Raw genomic sequence first — 20303 nt, forward strand, 5'->3', positions numbered from 1 at the left:
CCTCGCAGGTCAGGGCACCCGGACCACGGGTGACGCCGTGCGCTGGTCGCCGTTCCACACGACGACCTGCGCGAACCGGACGCCGGCCAGGCGCGTCGCCGTGGCGATCGTCGTCGTCGGTGCGACGAGCGCGACCTCGATCGGCCGGGCGTCCCCACGCAACCCGGCCGCGGTGGTCCCGAACCGGACCTCGACGCGCGTCGCTCGCGCCGGCAGGTCCCACGTGACCGAGCCGGGAGCGGTGCCCGGCCGCACCTGCACGCGCGGTGCCGCGACCGCTCGAGGCACGACCTCCACCGGCACGGTGAACGCACTGGTGCGACCCTGCGCCGCGCGCAGCCGCACCCACACGGGAGTCGCGTTGCGCAGCCCGACGAGCACCGCGTCGGTGCCGATCGCCGTGCTCGAGGTCGTCGTCGACCGGCTGAACGTCGGCGCCGTCGAGACCTGGACCTGGTATCCGGTCGCGTACGGCACGGCGCGCCACCTGAGCGCGACCTGCCCGGCGCCCGGGACCACGGCAGCGACCTCGGGCGCCGCAGCGGTCGGGACCGCCTGGGGAACCACCCACGGGTTCTCGGCGTCCGTCAGCGTCTGCCAGCCGATGTGGAACCCCGAGCCGGACGGTCGCGACTGCTCGACGAGCCTCGCGGTGAACGGCATCGCGTGGCCGAGGCGGTTGTGCAGCGCGTTGTACCCCGCCTCGACGGCCCGGCCCGTGGTGCCGGTGATCGGCGCGCCGCACGGCGTGACGGGCGGCGGCTCGAGCGTGTACCGGCTCGCGAGCTCGAGGCCGGCGACGAGTCGGTCGCCGACCTTCGCGTACACGTCCCGGCCCTGGATCGTGGCGGTCTGGGCGACGTCGACCGCCGCGGCCAGCCCGTACTCGGTGTGGGTCAGGTCGCGGCAGGTCTCCTGGGCCAGGCCGGCCACGAACGTCGTCGGGCTGTGCCAGTACTCGACGATCTGCGGTGGGGTGACCAGGCCGCTCGAACCCGTCGTGTACGGGAGCGACCCGTCGGCGGGCAGGTAGACGTAGGCCTTCACGCGCTTGAGGTAGCGCTCGATCGACCTCTCGTACAGGGCCTCGTCGTCGAGGAAGACCGCGGTCCCGACGGTCGCCTCGAGCATGGTGAGCTCCCAGTTGCCGTTCTCCTCGAACAGGTTGTCCGTGTACGGCAGGTAGGCGTTGCGGAGCATCGACGCGAACCGCTCGACCGCCGGCGCGGGCCAGCGGTCGGTCGAGTACCGCACGAGCTCGGCCGCCCGGGTCCACATCGAGGCGGTCCAGGCCGACTGGAGCCACGCGTTGGCGCCCGTGTGCCGGCGGACCGTCCCCGACCACGCGTCCATGATGCGGATCGACGACTGCAGGTACTCGAGCTGACCGGTCAGCGTCCACGCGAGCGCGAGCGTGTACGCCGAGCCGGCGTCGGTGAGCTCGTCCGTGCAGCCGTTGTCCGGGATCGAGTAGCGGCCGCAGTCGACGACCGCGCGCGGGGCCGGGATGCGGTCGGGGTCGGCGTACTGGCTGCGCATCATCGACCGGAGCGCGCCGACCCACGGCTCCGCGTCGTCGGAGAGTTTCTCGCGGACGAATGCGAGCTGGTCGGCGCTCACGGACACCCCGGGATGGACGAACGGGGCGGCGCCCGCAGGTTCCTCCGCGGACGGCGCGGCGGGCTGAGCCGTCGCCGTCCGCGTCGGGGCGGGCGTCGGCGCGGGCGTCGGGCTCGGGACCGCCGTGGCGGGTGTCGCGAGCCCGGCCACGAGCGCGAGGGTGAGCCCGACGACGAGCGCGCGGGCCCGGCGACGTCGTCTGCCGGGTGCGCGCTCGTGGGTGCTCTCGGGGTTCGTGGTCCTCTGCCTGTCTGTCCGTCTGCCGGCCGTGCTCGAAGGCGCCCGCAACGGTACGTCATCGGTCCGTGGACAGGCACGGACCGGCACTCACTCGTCGGTGCCCTCGCCTAGCATCGGGTGCGTGAGTCCTCGTCGCGCGTCGCGGGTGTCCGCCATGGTCACGGCGCTCGTCGTCGTCGCGGTGTCGCCGGCCGCCTGCTCGTCCCCGGAACCCCAGCCCGGCCCGCCCGTGACCGCCGCACCGACCGCGAGCCCGACGACGCACACCGAGGCGCCTACCACCGACCCGACCCTGCGCACGCTCATCGAGGCGCCCGTCGCGCCCGGCACGCTCACGCTGGGAGCGCCCCGGGACGACGACGGCGTCGACTTCCGGCGCCTCGACGTGACCTACCCGAGCGGTGACCTGACGATCACGGGCATCCTCGCGCTGCCGGACGGCGACGGACCGTTCCCGGCGGTCGTCGTCGTGCACGGGTACGAGCCGCCCGCGTCCTACCGGCGGGAGCGGGCCACGCTCGGCGAGCAGCGCGCGCTCGTCGAGGCCGGGTACGCCGTGCTGGCGCCGGACCTGCGCGGCTACGGCAGCTCGGACGCCGGTGCGACCGACTCCTGGGCGGACCAGGAGGTCGGCGCGACGCAGGACGTCGTCGCCGCGGTCGGGGCGCTCGCCGCCGGCGGGGTGCCGCAGGTGGACCCGTCGCGCATCGGGCTGCTCGGCCACTCGCAGGGCGGCCGGATCGTGCTGAACGCGGCGGTCGTCGATCCCGACGGGGCGCTCGCGGTCGTCGCGACCGCGCCGTCGAGCACGGACCCGTGGCAGAACGTCGAGCGGTTCATGTTCGCCGCCCTCGACGCGGCCGGCGGGCTGGGCACGCGCGGCAGCCCCGCCACGCAGCCGCAGTTCTGGGCCGACGTCACCACCACCACGTTCGCGGACCGCGCGCACCGGCCGGTGCTGGTGATCCAGGGCGACGCCGACGAGGTGGTCGACCCGGCCTGGGCGGATGCGGGCGTCGCGGCGTGGGACGCCGCGGGAGGGGACGCGACCCTCGTCGTGCTCCCCGGCGCCGACCACGGGCTCGCGCCGTCCTTCGACGAGGCGATGACGCGGGCGGTCGACTTCCTCGACGAGCACGTGGCGGCGCAGGGCTGAGCGCACTCGTGCGCGGGCGGTCGATCGCACACACGGGGTGACCACGCGGTCCCCCCGAGCCGGCAGCGGCGACACCCCGACGGCGACGGGCCAGGCCTACCGGGCCGTCGGGACTGATGTCGGCGGCGCCCCGCGACGCGGGCGTGACGAGCGCTCAGCGGCTGTCGCGAGCCCGTCGGGCGGCCCAGGCGGTGCGGACGAGCTCGCGGACGTCGTGGTTCATGGTCCAGTCCAGGTCGCGGGCGGCGAGCGAGCCGTCGGCGACGATGCGCGCGGGGTCGCCGGGTCGGCGCGGAGCGAGCTCCGGTTCGAACGCGATGCCGGTCACCTCCGCGACGGCGTCCATGATCTGCCGCACCGAGATGCCGTCGCCGCTGCCCAGGTTGTAGACCGGCTCGAGCGGCAGGCCGGACTCGAGCGCCGCGGCGGCCGCGACGTGCGCGCGGGCGAGCGCCGCGACGCCGACGTAGTCGCGCACGCACGTGCCGTCGGGCGTGGGGTAGTCGGTGCCGTAGATGCGCGGGGTGCGTCCCTCCTGCAGCGCGTCGAGCACGAGCGGGAACAGGTTGTGCGGGCTGGTGTCCTCGATGTCCACGTAGCCGGACCCGACGACGTTGAAGTAGCGCAGCGCGGTGCAGCGCAGCGGCGTGGCCGAGTCCGCGGTCGCGCGTGCGAGGTCGCGGATGAGCCACTCGCCGACGAGCTTGCTCTCGCCGTAGGGGGACTCCGGCATCGTCGGCGTCTTCTCGATCACGTGCTCGGTCTCGGGCGTCCCGTAGACGGCCGCCGACGACGAGAACACGATCGACGGCACGCCTGCGGCCCGCATCGCCGAGAGGACCCGGGCGGTGCCCGTGACGTTCTGCTCGTAAGTGTGCAGCGGGCGCTGCACACTCACGCCCGCGTACTTGAACCCCGCCAGGTGCACGACGCCGACGACCCGGTGCTCGGTCATCGCGGCGGTCACGGCCGGCTCGTCGAGGATCGACGCGCGCACGAACGGGACGTCGTCCGGGACGAACTCCTCGTGCCCGCTCGACAGGTCGTCGACGACGACGACGTCCGTGCCGACCTCGCGGAACGCCCGCACGACGTGCGCGCCGATGTACCCCGCCCCCCCGGTCACCAGCCATGTGCTCACGCCTGCTCCTCCTTGTTTCCCGCGCCCGCCGGTGTCGCGACGAGCGCGTCCGGTCGGGCGAACCCCGCGCGGGCGAACGCCGCGCGCACGTGTGCCAGTACGTCGTCGACCCGATCCTGCTCGACGAGCGCGATCGCCGAACCACCGAACCCGCCCCCGGTCATGCGCGCCCCGAGCGCGCCGGCCTCGCGGGCGGCCGAGGCCACCAGGTCCAGCTCGGGGCAGCTCACCTCGTAGTCGTCGCGCAGCGAGGCGTGCGACGCGTCGAGCAGCGGGCCGGCCTCGGCGAGCCGGCCCTGCGCCGCCAGCGCCACGACGGCGCGCACCCGCGCGATCTCGGTGACGACGTGCCGGAGCCGACGACGTTGGGTCTCGACGTCCACGACCGTCCCGTCGGGCAGCGTCACGGGTCCGACGAGCGCGGCGGCAGCTGCGGGCAGGTCGTCGGGCGCGAGCTCGCCGAGCACGCGCACGCCGACGCGCGCCGCGATCGCCTCGCACGTCGCGCGGCGCGCGGCGTACTGCCCGTCGACGAGCTGGTGCGGTGCGCGCGTGTCGACGACGAGCAGCGCGAGGCCCTCGGCCGCCATGTCGAGCGGCACGTGCCGACGCGTGCCGGCGCCCGTGTCGAGCAGGAGCGCGTGGCCAGGGCGGCACAGCAGCGACGCGGACTGGTCCATGCCGCCGGTCGCGGCACCCGCGACGACGTTCTCCGCCTCGATGCACGCCTGCGCGAGCAGTGCGCGGCCCTCGTCGTCGGCGCTCAGCCCGAGGCCGAACACCTCGTCGAGCCCGAGCCCGACCGCGCACTCGAGCGCGGCCGACGACGACAGCCCCGCGCCGTACGGGACGCACGAGTCGACCGCGAGCTGCCAGCCCGCCACCGTCGTGCCGGTGGCGTTCGTCAGGGCCCACGCGACGCCCGTCGGGTAGGCCGTCCAGCCCGTGGGCCACAGCGGCCCGACGCGGGCGAAGGCGACGCGGGAGGGAGCCTGCTCCTGCGCGGAGACCAGCTCGAGGCCGTCCGTGTCCTGCTCCGTGCGACGAAGGGCCGCGTAGGTGCGGTGCGGAAGCGCGATCGGCAGGCACAGGCCGCCGTTGTAGTCGGTGTGCTCCCCGACGAGGTTGACCCGGCCGGGGGAGGACCACACCCCGTCAGGCTCGATGCCGTAGGTCGCGCGGAACAGCGCAGCGGCGCGTGCGGCGCCCGCGCCGGGTGCGAACGCCTCGATCAGATCGCCCCTCATCGATCGACCTCGCGCGCCAGCTCCTGCAGGCGCTCGGCGGTCCGCTCGGGCGTGGTGTCGCTGATCCACGCGGCCATGCCGGACTCCACTCCCGCGAGGTACTTGAGCTTGCCCGGCGCACGCAGCACCGAGATCACCTGCAGGTGCAGCCGGCCCAGGTCCCGGTCCGGTCCGACGACGGCCTGGTGCCAGCCCGCGATGTACGGCAGGGGGATGGGGTCGCCCGTTGCCGGGTCGACGAAGAAGCGATCGAGGCGCCGCAGCAGCTCGAGGTAGGTGCTCGCCAGGTCGTCGCGCTCGGCGTCGGTGAGCGCGGGCAGGTCCGGGACGTCGCGGCGCGGGGCCAGGTGCACCTCGACGGGCCAGCGCGCCGCCGCGGGCACGAAGGCGACCCAGTGCTCCGACTCGAGCACGACCCGCACGCCGGCACGCAGCTCCGCGGCCACGACATCGGCCAGCAGCGAGCCGCCGGTGCGCTCGCGGTGCGCGCGCGCCTGTCGCAGCATCGCCTCGGTGCGCGGCGTGACGTAGGGCAGCGCGTAGATCTGGCCGTGCGGGTGCGGCAGGGTCACGCCGATCTCGCGGCCGCGGTTCTCGAACACGAAGACCTGCTGGATCCCGGGCAACGCCGACAGTGCCTGGGTGCGCTGCGCCCACGCGTCGACGATCGTGCGCACGCGGCTCACCGGCAGGTCGACGAACGACGAGTCGTGCGCCGACGAGAAGCAGACGACCTCGCAGCGCCCGGCGGCGGGCCGGGTCTCGAACAGAGGCTCGCTGTCGACAAGGCCGGCCGCCGTGTCATCGACGGAGCCGGTCATGCCTGCTTCGTCGGGCAGCACGAGCAGTGCGGGGAAGCGGTTCTCGAAGACCGCGACGTCATAGTCCGTGTCCGGGATCTCGCCGTCCGAGTACGCGGCGCCGGGCCGGGCCGGGCACAGCGGGCACGAGTCGGCCGCCGGCAGGAACGTGCGGTTCATGCGGTGCGACGCCATGGGGATCCAGTCGCCCGTGAGCGGGTCGCGGCGCATCTGCGGGCCGGTGGGCAGGGAGCCGTCCTCGAGCGGGGCGAACCGGTCGGGCAGCGGGCGCGGGTCGTCGAGCCGACGCGTCGCGGCGCCGGAGACGTACGGCTCGCTGTCGTCGAAGTAGATCAGGTCGCGCCCGTCGGCGAGCCGCGTGGCGGTCTGCCGGACGTGGGCGGACGTCGTCTGGTCCATCGATCCCGTCCTCGGTCGTCGGGAGAAATGGTGACGTCACCATTTCTCGTCGGCACGAGGTTCGCACGCGGCGCCCAGGCGTGTCAAGGCAGAATGGTGACGTTGTCATATGATCGCCCGATGACCTCAGGAAGCGGGGCGCCCGTGCCGGGCGCGCGGGCCTCGATCGGCGACGTCGCACGCGTCGCGGGCGTCTCGCCGACCACGGTCTCGCGCGTCTCGATGGGCTTCGACAACGTGAAGCCCGCGACGCGCCGCAAGGTGCTCGATGCCATGGCCGAGCTCGGCTACTCGCCCAACCACGCGGCGCGGGCGCTGCGGTACGGGAGCTTCGGGACCATCGGCGTGATCGCACACCGGCTCGCGCGCACGGGCGAGTCGCGGCAGGTCGAGGCCGTCGTCGAGGCCGCGCGTGAGGCCGGCTACACGGTCACGCTCGTGGATGTCGACTCGCCGCAGTCCGACGAGGTCGACCAGGCCGTGCAACGGCTCACGCAGCAGTCGATCGACGGGCTCGTCATCATCCGTGCGGAGACGGCGACACCCGCGACGCTCGCGCTACCGCCCGGGCTGCCCGTCGTCGTATCCGACTCGCGGTTCGTCGGCAGCCACCCGGCCGTCGGCGCCGACCAGGTGGGCGGCGCGCGCGCCGCCGTCGAGCATCTGCTCGCGCTCGGGCACGTCACCGTGCACCACCTCGCCGGCCCGGTCGACTCGGTCCCGGCGCTGCTCCGTGTCCAGGGGTGGCGCGAGGCGCTCGAGGCGGCGGGACGGCCGGTCCCCGAACCCTGGACCGGCGACTGGACCGCAGGCTCCGGCTACGACGCGGGGGAGTTGGCGGGCGGCGACGGGGTGACCGCCGTGTTCTGCGCCAACGACGAGATGGCGGCCGGCCTGGTCCGCGCGCTGCACGAACGCGGTCGCCAGGTGCCCGGTGAGGTCTCGGTCGTCGGGTTCGACGACATCCCGCTGGCCGGCTACCTGTGGCCCCCGCTGACGACCGTGCGGCAGGACTTCGGCCGCATCGGTGCCGAGCTGATCGAGCTGCTGCTGCGGCAGGTCCGGGAGCACGCATCCTCCGACGCCCGCATCGTCGTGCCCGCGCCGCTCGTCGTGCGCGCGAGCACCGCGCCGCCGCCCGACGCTGCGCCTGCTCCGTAGGGACTGCTGCCGGAGGACCTGGCCGTTCAGGGGTGGCCGTAGTCCTCGTGCTCGCCGTGCGCGACGGGCTCGAGCTGGAAGGTCGTGTGCGCGACGTCGAAGTGCGACCCGACGCACTGCTGCAGCTCGTCGAGGATCTGGGGTGCATGCCCGTCGGCGAAGCAGCCCGTGTCGACGACGACGTGCGCGGAGAGCACCGGCAGCCCGGTGGCGATGAGCGAGGCGTGCAGGTCGTGCACCGCGAGGACGTGGTCGACGCCGAGCAGGTGGCGGCGCACCTCGTCGAGGTCGAGGCCCGGCGGCGTCGTCTCGAGCAGCACGGAGGCCGTCTCGCGCAGCAACCGCAGCGCGCGCGGCAGGATCAGCAGCCCGATCAGCAGGCCGGCGACGGCGTCGGCCTGCAGCCAGCCCGTCGTCGCGATCACGACGGCCGCGACGATCACCGCGACCGAGCCCAGCGCGTCGTTGACCACCTCGAGGAACGCCGCGCGCATGTTGAACGACGACGAGCGCCCGCCCGCGAGCACCAGCAGCGAGACGATGTTCCCGACGAGCCCGATCACGCCGAACACGACGAGCTCGCGCGCCTGGATCTCGGGCGGCTCGAACAGCCGCTGCACGCCCTCGACCAGCACGTACACGCCGACCGCGAGCAGCACGCCAGCCTGCACGAGCGCGGCGAGCACCTCGGCCCGCCGAAAGCCCCACGTGCGCCGGGCTGTGGGTGGACGCAGCGCGAGCGTCGCGGCGGAGAGCGCGATTCCGAGACCGGCCGCGTCGGTGAGCACGTGCACGGTGTCGACGAGCAGCGCGAGGCTGCCGGTGAGCACCGCGCCGATGCCCTGTGCGACGAGGATCGCGGTGGTGATGCCGAACGCCACCGCGAGCCGTCCGCGGTGGTCCCCGACCTCGTGGTGGTGCGAGTGGTCGTGCGTCATCGCGCACCCCGCCCGGCTCGCCTGCGCCTCACCTCGCGATCCTAGGCGGCGCCGCTGGCGCGAGGTGGGTCGGTGCCGCGACGCGGACCTGCCGGATCAGATCCGTGCGGTGGAGGGGGTTGTGAAGGTGGGGTGTGATCGCTAACATCACCAACATCCCGCGGCACAGATGCGGCGGAGCAGCTCTTTCGAACCGGTTCGACGATGAAGCGGAGCACGATGGCCACCATCGGTGACGTCGCACGGCACGCAGGCGTGTCGAGGAGCACGGTCTCCTACGCGATCTCGGGGAAGCGGGCGATCTCGGCGGAGACGCGGGACCGGATCGCACGCGCGATCGAGGAGCTCGACTTCACGCCCAACGCGGGTGCGAGGGCGCTCAAGACCGCGCAGACGATGGTGCTCGGGCTGCTCCTGCAGTTCCACGCCGACGAGTTCGCCCCCGCGATGCTGCAGTACGTCCTGCCCGTCTCGGAGGCCGCGCGTGACCAGGGGTACGACATCCTCATGGTCACCGACCCGAACGGGCCGTCGGCCATCCACCGCATCGCCGACTCCGACATGGTCGACGGCATCGTGCTGCTCGACGTGACGTTCGCGGACCCGCGACTCGCGGCCATCGAGGAGGTGCGCAAGCCGGCGTCGCTCATCGGGCTCCCGCGCGACCCGGTGGGGCTCGACGTGATCGACCTCGACTTCGGCGAGGCGGCCCGGATGCTCGTCGACCACCTGCACGAGCGCGGTCACCGCGAGATCATCCTGATCTCGCCGCCGCACCACGTCGTAGAGCGCGGCGGCTCGTACGTCTGGCGGTTCCGCGACGGCGCGGTGGAGCGGGCGGCGCGCTACGGCCTGCAGATCCACCCGTACTACGGCGAGTCGCGGCAGCCCGCCATCACCTCGTCGGTCAACGGCGTGCTCGACGCCCACCCGCAGGCGACTGCGCTGATCGTCCACAACGACGCGACCGTCGCCGCGCTGCCGGCGATCCTGCGCGACCGCGACGTGCGTGTCCCCGACGACCTGAGCGTCGTCAGCCTCTACTCGCGCGACTTCGGCGAGGAGTTCTCGCTCCCGTTCACCGCTGTCGAGTCGGCCGCGGCCGACCTCGGCCGGCGAGCGGTCGAACAGCTCGTCCGCCGCATCACCCGATCTCCGGACGCCGGACCTCCGGTCCTCCGGTTCGTGCCCCCCGTCATCACGGACAAGGGGAGCACACGCTGAATCGGATGCCGTCGGAGTCCTCCAGACTCTTCGCGTTCGAACCGATTCGACACCTGCGACACACGATTTCAGAGAGGAATACTGTGTTGAAAACCACGACTCAGCGCATCGGCGGGCTCGTCCTGGCCGCCACGCTCGTCGGCGCTCTCGCCGCCTGCTCCGGCGACGACACGACCGACGACACCGCGACCGACGGGACCGGCGACACCCAGCTCAGCGACATCAAGGTCTGGGACCCGTACCCGCAGTACGACGAAAGCTCCGACTGGGCGAAGTACGTCCAGTCCTGCGCGCCGGAGGGCACGACGATCACGCGCACCTCGGCCGCGACATCCGACCTGCTCAACGACCTGACGTCGGCGGTCAAGGAGGGCAACGCGCCCGACGTGATCATGCTCGACAACCCCGCGGTCCCCGACGCCGCGTCGTCGGGCCTGCTGGCCACCGCAGACGAGGTCGGCATCGACACGGACGGCTTCGACGCCAACCTCGCCGGCCCCGGCACCGTCGACGGCGAGACCTACGGCGTGCCGATCGGCGCCAACACGCTGGGCCTGTACTACAACGAGGACGTCCTGACGGAGGCGGGTGTGGACCCGGCAAGCATCACCAGCTGGGACACGCTGAACGACGCGCTCGCGAAGGTGACGGAGGCAGGCTTCAAGGGCATCACCTTCTCCGGCATCGCCGGCGAAGAGGGCGTCTTCCAGTTCCTCCCGTGGTTCTGGGGTTCGGGCGCGACGCTCACCGACCCGTCCACGCCGGAGGCGGTCGAGGCCGGACAGCTGCTGTCCGACTGGATCGGCAATGGCTACGCGCCGAAGTCGGCGCTGACGGACAACCAGTCGGCGTCGTGGGACCTGTTCCTCGGCGGCGACTACGCATTCGCCGAGAACGGCTCATGGTTCGCCAAGGCGGCCTCGGAGCTCACGGACTTCTCGGCGGTCGCCATGCCGCTGCCGGGCAAGGACGGCGGTGCCGCCCCGGCGCCGACCGGCGGTGAGTTCGTGCTCGCCCCGCTGCAGAAGGACGACGCGGAGGCGCACTACGCCAACGCCTCGGCGGTCATCTCCTGCCTCGTCGGCGACGAGAACCAGGTGAAGACGGCCGACGCGCTCGGCTACTTCGCGGCGAACGAGACCCTGAGGGCGGGTCAGATCTCGGCCGACCCGATCTGGGAGCCGTGGGCGACGTCGATCGAGAGCGCGCAGGGTCGAACGACGGACCTCGGGCCCGACTACACCGCGACCTCGGCCGCGATCTCCACAGCGCTGCAGGCCGCTCTCAACGCGGCCGGTGACGCCGACCAGGTGCAGGCCGCGTTCGACGCGATCGGCGGCTGACGACCAGGCGCGGCGGCCCGTTTCTCACGGGCCGCCGCGCGCACACCCCAGACCATCACGAGTGACGAACGGTGACTTCCGTGACGATCGAGACCCCCGCGCCCGCGACGAGAGTCGCGGCGAACCCGGCGCAGCCGCCGGGCCGACGCCGGCTGCGCCGCCTGCGGCCGACGACCTGGGCCGGGCTGGCGTTCGCGGCGCCGCTGCTCGTCTACCTGGTGATCTTCTACGCGTACCCGCTCGTCGAGAACGTCTCGATGAGCCTGCACCGGTTCACGCGCGCGACGTTCGTCACGGGTGAAGCGCCCTTCGTCGGGCTCGACATCTACCGCGAGGTGATCGGCTCGGCGCAGTTCTGGCCGATCGTGCGGCAGACCGCGATCTTCGTCGGCGCCTCGCTGTTCTTCCAGTACGTGATCGGGCTCGCACTCGCGGTGTTCTTCCAGCGGAGCTTCCGGCTCTCGAGCGTGCTGCGGGCGCTGTTCCTGGTGCCGTGGCTGCTGCCGATCATCGTCTCGGGCACGACCTGGCAGTGGATGATGGACGCGGACTCGGGGATCCTCAACCGGTTCCTCGCGATCTTCGGTGTCGACCCGGTCTGGTGGCTCAACGCCGAGAACTCACTGATGTCCGTGACGATCGCGAACATCTGGCTGGGCGTGCCGTTCAACCTCGTGATCCTGTACTCGGGTCTGCAGAACATCCCGACCCAGCTCTACGAGGCGGCGGCCCTCGACGGGGCGAACAGGTGGCGCCAGTTCTGGTCGATCACGTTCCCGCTGCTGAAGCCGGTCTCCGCGATCACCCTGCTGCTCGGGTTCGTCTACACGCTCAAGGTCGTCGACATCATCTGGATCATGACGTCGGGCACGGGCACGTCCCAGACGCTGGCGACCTGGGCCTACTCGATGGCCTTCGGCAAGGGGACAGCGGTCATCCAGTACTCGCAGGCGGCCGTCGTCGGCACGATCCTGCTCGTCGTCGCGCTGGTCATGGGGTTCGTCTACCTGGCCGTCCAGCGCAGGCAGGAGGACTGACCGGTGGAACCCCGTCAGCGCACCGCATGGAAGACCGCGGTCGGCCTCGTCCTGACCGCGATCATGCTGTTCCCCGTCTACTGGATGGTGAACGTCTCGCTCACCCCGCGCGAGGACATCCGCGACTCCGCGCTGTTCCCGCACCACCCGACCCTGGCGCACTACGGCGTCGTGCTCCAGGACCAGCTCCCTCACCTCGCGACGAGCATCGTCGTCGGGCTCGGGACGGTCGTGCTCACGCTGCTCGTCGCGGCACCGAGCGCGTTCGCGCTCTCGAAGCTGATGATGCCGGGCCGTCGGACGCTCAACTTCCTCCTCATCGTCGGACAGATGATCCCCGCGGTCGTCGTCGCGCTCGGCTTCTACACGATCTACTCCCGGCTGGGCGTGCTGGACACCCTGCCGGGGCTCATCGTCGCGGACTCGACCATCGCGGTGCCGTTCGGCGTCATGCTCTTCGCGACCTTCATGCTCGGCATCCCGCAGGAGCTGATGCAGGCCGCGCAGATCGACGGCGCGTCGCACTGGCGCTCGTTCCGGTCGGTCGTGCTGCCGATGTCGCGCAACGCCGCCGTGACGGTCGCGCTGTTCGCGTTCCTGTGGGCGTGGTCGGACTTCCTGTTCGCGTCCACGCTCAACCGCGAGGGAGGGCTGCTGCGCCCCATCACCATGGGGATCTACGACTACATCGGCTCCCAGAACCAGGAGTGGGGACCGATGATGGCGACCGCCGTCGTCGCCTCGATCCCCACTGCGATCCTGCTGGTCGTCGCCCAGCGCTACGTCGCCGCCGGCGTGACCGCCGGGGCAGTCAAGGACTGAGACCCACATGACCGAGCCCGCGGCCGTCGCGCTGCCCACCTTCGACCTCCGCGAGATCCCGTTCTCCGTGCGCGGGTCGTGGCTGAACCTGTCGCCCGTCGTCGCCCTCCACACGCACCGCGACGACGTCCACCTGGTCTCGCACCGCAACGGCATGCACGGCGTGCTGCGCTGCGAGCCCCAGCTCGACGGCGCCGCCGTTCCCACGACGTGGCGAGCCGATGCCGCGACGTTCGGTTGGTCGCACGGCGACGCGCACGTGACCGCGGTGTTCGACGGACCGCGCGCGCTGCGGCTGCGCGGGGTCGGCCTGGCGCTGCGGCTCGCGGACGCCGCCGGCGGTCTGACACCGTTCACCGGGACGTTCCTGTTCGTGGACGCCGTCGACGGCAGCGCCGTGTTCACGTCGTACGAGACCGGGCGCCGCTACCGCGTCGCCATGCTCGAGGGCGCAATGCGGGTCGAGGGCGCCGAGGCGCTCGGGGTTGCGCAGCGCGCGGTCGTCGTCGGCGCCGGGTGCGCGACGTGGGAGGCGACGCTCGAGGAGATCGACGCGGCCGCCGAGCCGTTCGTCCCCGCGCGCACGTTCGACGAGGCAGTGGCGGCCGTGGCCGCGACCTTCGTCGAGTACCTCGAGGCCGTCGCGCCGTGGCGGTCCGACGAGACGCCCGCGGCCGCTCTCGCGGCGTACGTGCTCTGGTCGGCGACCGTCGCCCCCGAAGGGCTCGCGACGCGGGAGTCGGTGCTGATGTCGATGCACTGGATGGACAAGCTCTGGAGCTGGGACCACTGCTTCAACGCGCTCGCGCTCGCTGCGGGCCTGCCCGATGCTGCGCTGGACCAGTTCCTCGCGCCGTTCGACCACCAGGACGCGACCGGCGCCTTGCCGGACTCGATCACCCACTCCGAGGTGCTCTACAACTACGTCAAGCCGCCGATCCACGGCTGGGCGCTGCGGCGCCTGCGCGCGCGGGCGGGTCGACCGCTCACGACGGCCGAGCTCACCGAGATCCACGGCGGGCTCGCCCGCTGGTCGCGGTTCTGGCTCGAGCGCCGGCGCGCGCCGGGGCATGCCTTGCCGTACTACCAGCACGGCAACGACTCGGGCTGGGACAACTCGACGACCTTCGACGTCGACCGGGTGATCGAGGCGCCCGACCTCGCCGGCTTCCTCGCGGTGCAGCTCGACGTCCTGGCCGAGCTGTCCGACGAGCTGGGGCTGGCCTCCGACGAGTGGCGCGCGGCGCGCGACGGCCTGCGCGAGGCGCTCGTGCGTGAGCTGTGGAACGGCCGCGAGCTCGTCGCGGTCGGCGCTCTCTCGGGCCGGACGAGCACCGCGACGAGCCTGCTCAACCTGTTGCCGCTGGTGCTGGGGGAGGCCCTGCCGGCCGACGTCCGGACCGCGCTCGCGACGCGTCTCGAGCGGCACCTCACCGACTTCGGTCCGGCGACCGAGCCCGTCGACTCACCGCACTACGAGGACGACGGGTACTGGCGCGGGCCGATCTGGGCGCCGTCGACCGCGCTCGTCGAGGACGGGCTGCGGGTATCCGGGTTCACCGCGCTCGCGGACACCGTCAGCGCGCGCTTCCGGGCGCTGTGCGAGCGCTCGGGCTTCGCAGAGAACTTCGACGCCCGCACGGGTGCGGGCCTGCGCGACCGCGCCTACACGTGGACCGCCTCCGTCTACCTGCTGCTCGCGGCCGATGCGGTGGCGGGCGGCTGAACCGTCGGCTCCGCCGCCCGCCTCCGCCCGGCCGTGGCGGTCAGCGGACGAGCTGGAAGCCCTTGTCCCAGCCCGTGGCGCCGCGGGCAGCGAGCGTGATCTGCAGGAAGCCGAACGCCTCGAGCTCGCGTGCGCGGCGCAGGGAGCCCGCGTCCACGACGGCGACCGGGCCGTCGAACGTCGCCGTGAACTTCGCCTTCGCGTCGTCGTCGCCCGCGACGAGCACGGTGACGGGCGCGCCGGCGAGCGTGCCGCCCACGAGCGCCGCGCCGAATGTTGTGTTGAAGGCCTTGACCACCTTCGCGGCCGGGAGTCGCTCGGCGAGCGCGGCCGTCTGCGACGAGTCCGCGGGCACGACGAGCGAGTCGAACGTGGCGAAGTCGACGGGGTTGGTGATGTCGACGACGACCTTGCCCGCGAGCTTGTCGCCGATCACGGCGAGCACGTCGTCGAGCGCGGGCCAGGGGAGGGCGAGCACGACGACCTCGCCGGAGATCGATGCGTCGATCGGGCCGGACGTGCCGCCGACCGGGCTCGCGACGGCGGCGGCCTTCGCCTCGTCGCGCGCCAGCACCTGGACGTCCGCGCCGGCCTTCGCTGCGATGCCCGCGATCGCCGCGGCCATCCCGCCGGCGCCGATGATCGTCACTGCGCTCATTTTCGTCTCCCGAAGATAGTTGCTGTTTCAAGTAACGGAGATCACGCTATCCCAAGGTACTTGTTGCGTCAACTAAAGCGTAGGGTGGTGACATGGCCCAGCACCTCGACCAGCACGTCGACCAGATCGCAGACCACGCGCCCGATGAAGCGACCGCGCCGTGGCTGACCGCGGACCAGCTGCGCGCGTGGCTCGGGCTCGTGTCGGTCGCCGAGCTGCTCCCGGTCCGCCTCGACCAGCAGCTCCAGCGGGACGCGGGGCTCACGCACTTCGAGTACATGGTGCTCGCGATGCTCTCCGAGGCGCCCGATCGCACGCTGCGCATGACGATGCTCGCCGCGCGCACGGACGCGACGCTGCCGCGCCTGTCGCACGTCGTGCGGCGGCTCGAGGAGCGCGGGCTCGTCGCCCGCTCGTCGTGTCCGTCCGACGGCCGCGCAACCAACGCGACGCTCTCCGACGAGGGCTACCGGGTCGTCGTCGGGGCCGCCCCCGGGCACGTCCGCGAGGCGCGACGTCTCGTCGTGGACGCGCTCGACGCGACGCAGATCGCCCAGCTCGAGGCGATCACGCAGCGCCTGCTCGAGCGGCTCGACCCGGATCGCCGGTTCTGTCCGGACCGCCCCGCCACACCTGACTCCCCGCACTGATCACCAGCAGTCACCTCGAAGAAGGAGAATTCCTGTGCCTACCTATGTCGTCACCGGCGCCACCGGCGCCTTCGGTCGCCACGCGATCGCCGCGCTGCTCGCCCGGGGCGTCGCGCCCGCCGACGTGGTCGCCGTCGTGCGCACGCCCGCCAAGGCCGACGACCTTGCCGCGCTCGGCGTGCAGGTCCGCGAGGGCGACTACGACCGCCCCGAGACGCTCGCGGCGGCCTTCGCCGGAGTGAGCCACCTGCTGTTCGTCTCGGGGAGCCAGATCGGCTCGCGCGTCCCGCAGCACCAGGCCGTGGTCGACGCGGCGGTCGCGGCGGGCGTCGGGCGCGTCGCGTACACGAGCATCCTGCACGCGGACACGACGACGAACCCGCTCGCTCCCGAGCACGTCGCCACCGAGGCGATGCTCGCGTCGTCGGGTCTGGCGCACTCGCTGCTGCGCAACGGCTGGTACGTCGAGCTCTACGCCGGGCAGGTCGGCCGGTACGTCGCGCAGGGCGAGATCGTCGGGGCGGCGCAGGACGGTCGGATCGCCGCCGCGCCGCGCGAGCAGTACGCGCAGGCGGCCGTCGCCGCGCTGCTGGGCGACGAGGGTGCCCGCGTGGTCCACGAGCTCGGTGGCGACGCGTTCACGTTGACGGACCTCGCCGCGGCGGTCGCCGCCGCCGCCGGAGAGCCCGTGGTCTACCGCGACATCACGGTCGACGAGCTCGCTGCCGGGCTCGAGGCCGCCGGGCTGCCCGCGCCCGCCGCGCGGATGTTCGCGGAGGTCGACGGCTCGATCGCGGCCGGCGCGCTGGACACGACGAGCGACGAGCTCGCGCGGCTGCTGGGCCACGCGCCCACGCCTGTCGCCGAGGTCGTCGCGCGCGAGGTCAACCCGGTCTGACCGGCCGACGGTGACGGCATGCCCGCTTTGTCGGGGGTGCCGTCACCCGATTGCCGACGCGCGACGAGAAGGCCTTGTCCGCAAGCCATGTGAGCGCTAACAATTCTCCAGATGCCCCGCACCGATGCGGTGGCGCGCGCGTCGACCGCACACGACGCCGATGATCTCAAGGAGGAGACCATGGCTCGCACTACTCGGTTGATCGCACTGACGGGACTGGTCGGAACACTCGCTATCACGCTGGGTGCATGCTCCGACGACGACCCGAGCACGTCCGACGCGGAGGCCACCGCCACCGCCCCCGCGGGTCCCGTGCGGATCGGTTTCGTCGCCGTCGGGCCCGAGGGTGCGTGGCGGACCGCGAACGAGCAGAACATCCAGGACACGTTCACGCCGGAGGCGGGTTTCGAGCTGACCTACGCGCCCGCGGTGGACCTCGACCAGCAGTCGCAGTTCGACGCGTTCGGCAAGTTCGTCGAGGACGACGTCGACGTGATCCTGCTGTCGGCGACCGAGGCGACGGGGTGGGAGTCCGTGCTCGGCTGGGCGCACACAGCGGACATCCCGGTGATCCTGCTCGACCGCGGCATCCAGCCGGACAACCGCGACCTGTACGTCACCCGGATCTCACCGGACAACGGCGAGGTCTCGCGCGCGGTCGCCGAGTGGGCCGTCGGGGCGTTCCCGGGCGGCGCGAACTACGTCACGCTCGAGGGCCCCGAGGGCGTGGGTGTGGTCGACGAGCGCAACGGAGGCTGGGACTCGGTGATGACGGCCCACCCCGAGTTCGTGGAGGTCGCCGCGAAGACCGCGAACTGGTCCCTGGAGGAGGGCAAGGCCGTCATGACCGAGATGCTCGCGGCCCACGACAACGACATCCAGCTCGTGTTCGCCCAGAACGACGAGATGGGTCTGGGAGCGGCACAGGCCGTCGAGGCGGCGGGCCTGACCCCCGGTGAGGACGTCAAGATCGCGACGATCGACGGCACCCGCGCCGCACTCGAGGCGCTCGCCGCGGGTCAGCTCAGCTTCGTCCACGAGTACAACCCGCTGTTCGGCGAGACCGCGCTCGAGGTGGTCGAGGCCGTCCTCGAGGACGGCATCGTCGGCTCCTACACGCAGGTGCCGAGCCAGGCGTTCGACTCGCCGAAGGCCGCCGCGGACGCCCTCCCGAACCGGCTGTACTGACCAGTTGCGACTAGCATCGGCCCCGGCGATGGATCCCGCCGGGGCCGATCAGTCGGTCCGAACCGCCGCTCGGCTGATGGTTCCTGCACCGTGAAGTCGCACGGGCAGGCCCGTGCGCGCGTGAGGAGGTCGGCGCCGTGACCGTCCCGCAGCCGCACCCGTCCCGTCTGACGGAGCTGGCCGGTGCGCCGGCCGTCGTCGGCGTCGTCCCCGGCCAGCCCGAGCTCGTGGCGCTCACGGCCGTCTCGTGGGCGCGCGCCGCGGGTTCGTCGGGACTGGTGTTCGCCTACGCCGACCCGGCGCGCTACGTCGTCGAGGAGCTGCCCGACGGCTCCGTGCGGCACGCCGACGTCGAGCCCGACGCGGGCGACGACAGCTGGCAGGAGCGCGCCGCGCAGATCGAGGCGTTCCTGCACGAGGTCGTCGACCCGAGCGGCGTGCCGTGGCGGTTCTGCTACCTCGCCGGCCGGCCGGACCGCGCACTCACGCACCTGGCCCGCGCCGTCGACGCGGGCGTCATCGTCGTCGGGACCCGCAGACCCGGCGTCCGCGCGGGCATCCGCGAGTTCGTCGACGGCTCGCTCGGCGTGCAGCTGTCGCACCACCAGCATCGGCCGGTGCTCGTCGTGCCCCTGTCGGTCGTCGACTGGAAGGAGCGGCTGGCGTGGGGGTGAGCGCGTCGCACCACCGTCCGCTGTTCGCCCGCCCGAGCCTGCTGCTGCTCGTGGTCGCCGGTGGCGCCGTGGGCACCGCCGTGCGATCGACGATCGAGGACCGCTACCCGCACGCGCCCGGCGGCTGGCCGTGGGCGACGTTCGTCATCAACGTCACGGGCTCGTTCCTGCTGGGCGCGCTCGTCGCGTGGCTCGCGCGCGGGGGTCCCGACGAGGGTCGGCGGCGGCAGGCCCGGCTCGGGCTGGGCACCGGGGTGCTCGGCGGCTTCACCACGTACAGCACGTTCGTCGTGGAGGCCGACACGCTGCTGCGGGACGGTCACGTGGGCATCGGGCTGGCGTATGCCGCCACCAGCGTCGCGCTCGGCGTCGCGGCCGCCGCCGGCGGCTTCCTGCTCGCCGGCCACCTGCGACGCCGGACGGCGGCGTCATGATCGTGCTCGTCGCGCTCGCGGGCGGGCTCGGCGCCGGGCTGCGGTTCGTCGTCGACGGCCTCATCGGACGTGTCAACCGCACGGGGCTTCCGCTCGGCACGTTCGTCGTGAACGTGACCGGGGCGTTCGCCCTGGGCCTGGTCACGGCCCTGGCGCTCGACCACACGGGCCTGACGGAGCTCAAGCTCGTCGTCGGGACCGGCATGCTCGGCGGCTACACCACCTTCAGCGCGGCCTCCGTCGAGGCGGTCACGATCGCCCGCCGCGAGGGCCCCCGCGCCACCCTCCTCGCGGCCCTCCACGCCACCGCGATGCTCGTCACGGGCCTGGCCGCGGCCGCCCTGGGCCTCGCGGTCGGCTGAGCACCGTGCAGCGGTGCAGGGTGAGCGGGGTGATGATCGGGGGATGAGTCGCACCGAGTCGTCCGTCCACCTTGTTGACGTTCCCTTCGCGCGGATGGACGGGACGACGACGTCGCTCGCCGAGTGGTCCGGCGACGTCGTGCTGATCGTGAACGTCGCGTCGCGGTGCGGCCTGGCGCCGCAGTACGCGACGCTCGAGCGGATGCAGAAGGAGTACGGTCCGCGCGGGTTCACGGTCCTCGGCTTCCCGTCGAACCAGTTCCTGCAGGAGCTGAGCTCGAACGAGGCGGTCCTGGAGTTCTGCTCGCTCACGTACGGCGTGACGTTCCCCGTGCTCGACCGGGTGCGGGTCAACGGCCGCCACACGCACCCGCTGTACGTCGAGCTGAAGAAGACGCCCGACGACGACGGCAAGGCCGGTCGGGTGACCTGGAACTTCGAGAAGTTCCTGGTGCTGCCCGACGGCACGGTCCGCCGGTTCCGCCCGCACACGGTGCCCGACGACCCGGCGATCGTCGGGCTGATCGAGGCGAACCTGCCGCGCTGAGCCGTCCCGGCGCGGGG

General features: G+C 72.7%; 20 protein-coding genes and 1 riboswitch. Of the genes, 14 read left to right on the forward strand and 6 right to left on the reverse strand.

All coding sequences use genetic code 11. The features are described from left to right. Window positions 1-9: 9 nt before the first annotated feature. Window positions 10-1770, reverse strand: coding sequence for an alginate lyase family protein (locus CCO02nite_RS06320; protein WP_222593153.1), 1761 nt, complete (start codon window positions 1768-1770; stop codon window positions 10-12). A gap of 211 nt (window positions 1771-1981) precedes the next feature. Between CCO02nite_RS06320 and CCO02nite_RS06325 the strand changes: the two genes are divergently transcribed. Further along, a complete protein-coding gene (locus tag CCO02nite_RS06325) occupies window positions 1982-3016 on the forward strand; it encodes an alpha/beta hydrolase family protein (RefSeq protein ID WP_146842284.1) in 1035 nt (344 codons plus the stop codon). Between the two features lie 154 nt (window positions 3017-3170). Here CCO02nite_RS06325 and galE read toward each other — a convergent pair whose 3' ends face one another. From galE to galT, 3 genes are read right to left on the reverse strand one after another with little or no spacing between them, the layout of a single operon-like run. Beyond that, entirely contained in the window at window positions 3171-4157 is a 987-nt protein-coding gene (gene galE, locus CCO02nite_RS06330) for a UDP-glucose 4-epimerase GalE (protein WP_146842285.1), read from the reverse strand. After that, on the reverse strand, window positions 4154-5404 hold the full coding sequence (gene galK / locus CCO02nite_RS06335) for a galactokinase (RefSeq protein WP_146842286.1): 1251 nt from the start codon (window positions 5402-5404) through the stop codon (window positions 4154-4156). Before galK ends, galE begins: the two co-directional genes overlap by 4 nt. After that, complete coding sequence (gene galT, locus CCO02nite_RS06340) at window positions 5401-6624, reverse strand: galactose-1-phosphate uridylyltransferase (protein ID WP_146842287.1); 1224 nt, start codon at window positions 6622-6624, stop codon at window positions 5401-5403. The genes galK and galT overlap by 4 nt, the downstream gene beginning before the upstream one ends. Window positions 6625-6744: 120 nt before the next feature. Here galT and CCO02nite_RS06345 point away from each other — a divergent pair, with 120 nt between their 5' ends. Then, a complete protein-coding gene (locus tag CCO02nite_RS06345) occupies window positions 6745-7785 on the forward strand; it encodes a LacI family DNA-binding transcriptional regulator (RefSeq protein ID WP_146842288.1) in 1041 nt (346 codons plus the stop codon). Between the two features lie 26 nt (window positions 7786-7811). Here CCO02nite_RS06345 and CCO02nite_RS06350 read toward each other — a convergent pair whose 3' ends face one another. After that, complete coding sequence (locus tag CCO02nite_RS06350) at window positions 7812-8723, reverse strand: cation diffusion facilitator family transporter (protein WP_146842289.1); 912 nt, start codon at window positions 8721-8723, stop codon at window positions 7812-7814. 219 nt (window positions 8724-8942) lie between these two features. Between CCO02nite_RS06350 and CCO02nite_RS06355 the strand changes: the two genes are divergently transcribed. The 5 genes from CCO02nite_RS06355 to CCO02nite_RS06375 all read left to right on the forward strand — a co-directional run bounded on the left by CCO02nite_RS06355 (window position 8943) and on the right by CCO02nite_RS06375 (window position 14875). Beyond that, on the forward strand, window positions 8943-9947 hold the full coding sequence (locus tag CCO02nite_RS06355) for a LacI family DNA-binding transcriptional regulator (protein ID WP_146842290.1): 1005 nt from the start codon (window positions 8943-8945) through the stop codon (window positions 9945-9947). Window positions 9948-10033: 86 nt separating this feature from the next. After that, the gene (locus CCO02nite_RS06360) at window positions 10034-11290 is read left to right on the forward strand and encodes a sugar ABC transporter substrate-binding protein (protein WP_222593154.1); all 1257 of its coding nucleotides are present in this window, start codon (window positions 10034-10036) and stop codon (window positions 11288-11290) included. An 80-nt stretch (window positions 11291-11370) separates the two neighbouring features. After that, window positions 11371-12327, forward strand: a complete 957-nt coding sequence (locus CCO02nite_RS06365; RefSeq protein ID WP_246117387.1) for a carbohydrate ABC transporter permease — start codon at window positions 11371-11373, stop codon at window positions 12325-12327. Between the two features lie 3 nt (window positions 12328-12330). After that, window positions 12331-13149: a carbohydrate ABC transporter permease gene (locus CCO02nite_RS06370; RefSeq protein ID WP_246117388.1), complete on the forward strand. Its 819-nt coding sequence runs from the start codon at window positions 12331-12333 to the stop codon at window positions 13147-13149. 7 nt (window positions 13150-13156) lie between these two features. Beyond that, the gene (locus CCO02nite_RS06375; RefSeq protein ID WP_146842292.1) at window positions 13157-14875 is read left to right on the forward strand and encodes an amylo-alpha-1,6-glucosidase; all 1719 of its coding nucleotides are present in this window, start codon (window positions 13157-13159) and stop codon (window positions 14873-14875) included. 40 nt (window positions 14876-14915) lie between these two features. On the opposite strand, the gene CCO02nite_RS06380 is transcribed toward CCO02nite_RS06375, so the two are convergent. Beyond that, on the reverse strand, window positions 14916-15533 hold the full coding sequence (locus CCO02nite_RS06380; protein WP_146842293.1) for an NADPH-dependent F420 reductase: 618 nt from the start codon (window positions 15531-15533) through the stop codon (window positions 14916-14918). 92 nt (window positions 15534-15625) lie between these two features. On the opposite strand from CCO02nite_RS06380, the gene CCO02nite_RS06385 reads away from it, so the two are divergent. The 7 genes from CCO02nite_RS06385 (at window position 15626) to CCO02nite_RS06415 (ending at window position 20286) form a co-directional block, all read left to right on the forward strand. Continuing rightward, on the forward strand, window positions 15626-16183 hold the full coding sequence (locus CCO02nite_RS06385) for a MarR family winged helix-turn-helix transcriptional regulator (protein ID WP_146842294.1): 558 nt from the start codon (window positions 15626-15628) through the stop codon (window positions 16181-16183). A 34-nt stretch (window positions 16184-16217) separates the two neighbouring features. Then, complete coding sequence (locus CCO02nite_RS06390; protein WP_146842295.1) at window positions 16218-17081, forward strand: NAD(P)H-binding protein; 864 nt, start codon at window positions 16218-16220, stop codon at window positions 17079-17081. 180 nt (window positions 17082-17261) lie between these two features. Next, the gene (locus tag CCO02nite_RS06395) at window positions 17262-18269 is read left to right on the forward strand and encodes a substrate-binding domain-containing protein (protein WP_146842296.1); all 1008 of its coding nucleotides are present in this window, start codon (window positions 17262-17264) and stop codon (window positions 18267-18269) included. 15 nt (window positions 18270-18284) lie between these two features. Beyond that, window positions 18285-18362, forward strand: a riboswitch (Fluoride riboswitch). Between the two features lie 44 nt (window positions 18363-18406). Then, window positions 18407-18943: a universal stress protein gene (locus tag CCO02nite_RS06400; protein WP_146842297.1), complete on the forward strand. Its 537-nt coding sequence runs from the start codon at window positions 18407-18409 to the stop codon at window positions 18941-18943. Continuing rightward, on the forward strand, window positions 18934-19377 hold the full coding sequence (locus tag CCO02nite_RS06405) for a fluoride efflux transporter FluC (protein ID WP_246117389.1): 444 nt from the start codon (window positions 18934-18936) through the stop codon (window positions 19375-19377). Before CCO02nite_RS06400 ends, CCO02nite_RS06405 begins: the two co-directional genes overlap by 10 nt. Beyond that, window positions 19374-19739, forward strand: a complete 366-nt coding sequence (locus CCO02nite_RS06410) for a fluoride efflux transporter FluC (RefSeq protein WP_146842298.1) — start codon at window positions 19374-19376, stop codon at window positions 19737-19739. Before CCO02nite_RS06405 ends, CCO02nite_RS06410 begins: the two co-directional genes overlap by 4 nt. A 94-nt stretch (window positions 19740-19833) precedes the next feature. Further along, window positions 19834-20286, forward strand: a complete 453-nt coding sequence (locus tag CCO02nite_RS06415) for a glutathione peroxidase (RefSeq protein WP_146842355.1) — start codon at window positions 19834-19836, stop codon at window positions 20284-20286. The last annotated feature ends 17 nt before the right edge of the window (window positions 20287-20303 follow it).

This window comes from Cellulomonas composti, from assembly GCF_007990245.1.
Classification (GTDB): Bacteria; Actinomycetota; Actinomycetes; order Actinomycetales; family Cellulomonadaceae; genus Cellulomonas; species Cellulomonas composti.

Coding starts and splice junctions, on each gene's coding strand:
- galK (WP_146842286.1), bottom strand. CDS start 5,404: ATGAGGGGCGATCTGATCGAGGCGTTCGCACCCGGCGCGGGCGCCGCA.
- CCO02nite_RS06375 (WP_146842292.1), top strand. CDS start 13,157: ATGACCGAGCCCGCGGCCGTCGCGCTGCCCACCTTCGACCTCCGCGAG.
- CCO02nite_RS06410 (WP_146842298.1), top strand. CDS start 19,374: ATGATCGTGCTCGTCGCGCTCGCGGGCGGGCTCGGCGCCGGGCTGCGG.
- galT (WP_146842287.1), bottom strand. CDS start 6,624: ATGGACCAGACGACGTCCGCCCACGTCCGGCAGACCGCCACGCGGCTC.
- CCO02nite_RS06415 (WP_146842355.1), top strand. CDS start 19,834: ATGGACGGGACGACGACGTCGCTCGCCGAGTGGTCCGGCGACGTCGTG.
- CCO02nite_RS06380 (WP_146842293.1), bottom strand. CDS start 15,533: ATGAGCGCAGTGACGATCATCGGCGCCGGCGGGATGGCCGCGGCGATC.
- CCO02nite_RS06355 (WP_146842290.1), top strand. CDS start 8,943: ATGGCCACCATCGGTGACGTCGCACGGCACGCAGGCGTGTCGAGGAGC.
- CCO02nite_RS06385 (WP_146842294.1), top strand. CDS start 15,626: ATGGCCCAGCACCTCGACCAGCACGTCGACCAGATCGCAGACCACGCG.
- CCO02nite_RS06345 (WP_146842288.1), top strand. CDS start 6,745: ATGACCTCAGGAAGCGGGGCGCCCGTGCCGGGCGCGCGGGCCTCGATC.
- CCO02nite_RS06395 (WP_146842296.1), top strand. CDS start 17,262: ATGGCTCGCACTACTCGGTTGATCGCACTGACGGGACTGGTCGGAACA.
- CCO02nite_RS06350 (WP_146842289.1), bottom strand. CDS start 8,723: ATGACGCACGACCACTCGCACCACCACGAGGTCGGGGACCACCGCGGA.